Here is a 4130-nt window from a genome sequence, read left to right as displayed (position 1 = left end):
TGGAATTGGTAGACACAAGGGATTTAAAATCCCTCGACTAACAAGTCGTGCCGGTTCAAGTCCGGCCTCGGGCACCATTTTTACTAAAATCCTCAGATAAAATTCATTTAAATTCTAAATCACTTCTATTTTTAAAATATTCAAAAATTATCCTTATTTAGATTCCCAATCTTATTTTTAATACCTACTTACCTTTAATATCTATTTTTTAATATCTTAAAGTTTCATCATCATACATTTATAAAGCTGCCAGTTTGTATTTAACCGTTAATGCTTCTATCCAATCTGGTTAAATTAACTGAATTGGTATAATTAGTTGTGAATAAGAGCACCTGTTAATAACAAAGAAAAATTAGAACGCTGGCTATTCAATTTTCTTGGCAATTACTCCTGCACCTATGTTTTAGTAAATCAAATGCTTTTAACTCTGCTAACGTAAGGTTTGCTCTCTAAAAATAGCTAAGTTTTAACGGGGGGTGGCATTAATGAATGTAATTGAAGTGCGGTGTCTAAAATAAATTTAATATAGGAGTATAAGAAATGCGTTTAGTACTTAGTTATACGAATTGCTAATGTTTTATAAGCGACCCTTGAGGATCGCTTATAAAGGATAAATTGTTATTGCAGTTTACTCTGAGCTTTGTAAATTGGATACTCGCTCAACAAGCCTTGAATAAGCGCAATACACATTAAAATAAGTACTATTGAAAACGGCAAAGCTGTAGTAACTACGCCAGACTGAAGCGCTTGCAATGCTTGCGAGCCACCAACCCAAAGCAATACTGCTGCAATCACGCCTTCGACTGTAGCCCAAAATATACGTTGTGGCACTGGTGCATCTATTTTACCGCCCGCAGTTATACCATCTATTACAAGCGATCCTGAATCAGACGACGTTATAAAAAATACCAAAACGAGTGCTATAGAAATAATAGAAATAAAACTAGAAAGTGGTAACTGCTCGTATACCTGAAATAAAGTCACTGAGATATCAGTTAAACCACTTTGTCCAAGTGGGCCAACTTTATCTATAACTTGTGTAATTGCCATATTTCCGAATACGCCCATCCAAACCAAACTAAGAAGCGTTGGTAGGCCAATGACGACGAGTAAAAACTCGCGTACAGTGCGCCCCTTTGAAACTCGAGCAATAAACATCCCAACAAACGGCGACCATGATATCCACCATGCCCAATAAAACACAGTCCAAGAGTGCATCCAATCTTCATCGGGTCTATTAAAAGGATTGCTTAAAGGTACAAAGTGTTCTACGTACGCCCCAAGGGTAAACCAAACAGCAGTAATTGCATCAGAGAAAGTAAGGGCAATAACAACTAATAATAAAATAAATGCACAAATTAAATTAACATTGCTCAGTACTTTAACACCGCCCTCAATACCTCTAATAACAGAGAAAATTGCAATACACGTTACTAAACCAATAACAGATATTTGAAAAGCAGTCCCATAATCAGTGCCTAACAGATAATTTATCCCGCTGGTAGCTTGTTGAGCGCCAAGGCCTAGCGATGTAGCTAAACCAAATAAAGTAGACAGTACAGCGAGTATATCGATGATATGACCAAGCCACCCCCAGGCACGATCACCAAATAATGGATAAAAAACAGAACGTATAGATAAAGGAAGGCCTTTATTAAATGCAAAAAAAGCCAAGCTTAATCCAACAACAGCGTAAATCGCCCATCCATGTAAACCCCAGTGGTACATGGTTGCACCCAAAGCTAATGAGTGTGCTTGCGGTGAGTTTGGCTCAACGCCCATAGGCATATGATACCAACCAGTATAATATGCAGTTGGCTCAGCAACTCCCCAAAACAGTAAGCCAATACCCATTCCTGCTGCAAACAGCATTGAAAGCCACGACATATAGCCATGTTCTGGACGAGCTTTTACGCCGCCTAAACGAATTTTACCCAAAGGAGAGAATGCTAAAATAACGCAAAATATTACAAAAGCATTGGCTAGTAACATAAAGTAACTATCAAATTGATTAATTATGGCGTCTTTAGTCGAGGTTAGTGCATCACGGGTAACGGTAGGGTCAAAAACTAGGGTAAGTATTACAAATAAAACAACTAAGAAAGCGCTTATGCCAAATACTGGGTTATGGATATCAAATCCCCACTTTTGTACATTATCTTGCCCAACTTGGTAATCAGTAGTGTCTATACTGTATTTTTTTGTTATGTCATCCATCGGGTCTCCTTTTTATAGATAACTTAATTCAAATATCCTACGTAATTAAATATAAAATAGTTTTAAAATTAATATAACTTTTTATTTATAAGAAATGAGATGGTTAAGCGTAATATTTGTTATTTTTAGAACTAAAAAAGCGAGCCGTAGCTCGCTGTTTATTGTTTATTTCCAGGCCTCGGGATCGACCTCTTTAGCAAGTTTAGGATGTTTACTCTTATCAAAGGTAGGTATTAGGCCTTTCTTGCGTTGCTCGTTATAATCTTTAGAAAGCCATACAACAACACCTGAAAGCATAAATAACGCTATAACGTTTACAATAGCCATCAAACCCATTGATATATCTGCCAGCGTCCAAATTAAACCAAGCTCACCAACAGCGCCAAACATCACCATACCTAAAACAACAAGTCTAAAGATAAACATACCTTTATTAGAGTTGTGCTCTAAAAACATTAAATTTGTTTCAGCGTAAGAGTAATTAGCCACAATAGAAGTAAAAGCAAAAAACAATATAGCAATGGCAATAAAGTAAGTACCCCAGTCGCCGACATGTTCTTGTAATGCTGCTTGTGTAAGTTCAATCCCCATAACACCAGATTCAGGTATTAATTGCTGCGATAGTAAAATAAGAGAAGCAGTCGCTGTACAAATAACAATAGTATCAATAAATACACCTAGCATTTGCACATAACCTTGTGATGCTGGATGAGGCGGGTAAGGTGTAGCAGTAGCTGCGGCATTAGCTGCACTACCCATACCTGCTTCGTTTGAGAATAAGCCACGCTTTATACCTTGGATCATAGCTTGTGTAACACCATAACCAATTGCACCTGCACCAGCTTGTTCAATACCAAAAGCACTCTTTATAATAAGGGCGAGTACATCCGGGAGTGCAGTAAAGTTAATAGCACATACATAAAGAGCCACTAACAAGTAAGCTAATGCCATAAATGGCACAACCATTTCGGCAAAACGAGAAATCGTTTTCAAACCACCAAAAATAATAATACCAGAGCCAATAACCAAGCAAATGCCTACTATATACTTAGGTACATCAAACGCTACTTCAAATGCTGCAGCAATAGAGTTTGACTGTACGGCGTTAAATACCAAACCAAAGGCTAAAATTAAGCATAGCGAGAATAAAGTTCCCATCCAGCGTTTACCTAAACCGTTTTGCATATAATAAGCAGGGCCACCTCTAAAATTGCCTTCAACATCCTTTGTTTTATAAGCCTGAGCTAAAGTACTTTCAGCAAAGCTTGTAGCCATACCTATTAATGCAATAAGCCACATCCAAAAAATAGCACCCGGACCACCTAGGTATAAGGCAACAGCAACACCAGCCATATTGCCTGTACCAACGCGGGCAGCTAACGAAGTACAAAAAGCCTGAAAGGATGAAATTTCGTTATCGGCACATTTACGAGAGCCAAACATAACTTTGAACATATGTGGGAATTGCACAAACTGAATAAAGCCTAGTCGAAAAGTAAAGAAGAGGCCTGCTGCTATTAATAAGTAGACGAGAACTTGGCCCCATAGAAGGGCACTTATACTGTTTATTATGTCTGTCATGGATACTGCCTAAATACATGAGTTAAAAAAGTGACCGCAACTTATCACATCAGGTTAAAAGTGTTTAGTTTTAAAGTTCAAAAGCAGGGTTATCAACAGGGTTTTGTGGGTAACTTGTGCTTATCGTGTGTGCTTGCTTGGGGCTGAATTTTAATTACTATTTTGTGTAAATAACGCTTGCGTAAAATTCGCCGCTCCCTATAATGCGACCCCACTGAGACGGGAAACGCCAACGCATAGCGAGGCACGAACTACCTCAGAGAGTTAAATAAAACTTCGGTTTTAAATCTTCCAAAAGAAAGTTTAAAACAAAGTGTTGACTCGAAAAATAA

Annotated in this window: 2 protein-coding genes; both read right to left on the bottom strand. The window is 37.8% G+C overall.

Translation table 11 applies throughout. The features are described from left to right. Positions 1-618: 618 nt before the first annotated feature. Positions 619-2217 (bottom strand): BCCT family transporter, encoded by a 1599-nt coding sequence (locus WNY98_RS20535; protein ID WP_342878810.1) that lies wholly within the window; start codon positions 2215-2217, stop codon positions 619-621. Between the two features lie 165 nt (positions 2218-2382). Then, positions 2383-3798: a sodium:alanine symporter family protein gene (locus WNY98_RS20530; RefSeq protein WP_182195962.1), complete on the bottom strand. Its 1416-nt coding sequence runs from the start codon at positions 3796-3798 to the stop codon at positions 2383-2385. Positions 3799-4130: the final 332 nt, after the last annotated feature.

The organism is Pseudoalteromonas sp. AS71, assembly GCF_038900275.1.
Taxonomy (GTDB): domain Bacteria; phylum Pseudomonadota; class Gammaproteobacteria; order Enterobacterales; family Alteromonadaceae; genus Pseudoalteromonas.
The sequence above is the reverse complement of the archived record's forward strand: the minus strand, read 5'-3'. Positions and strand labels throughout refer to the sequence as shown.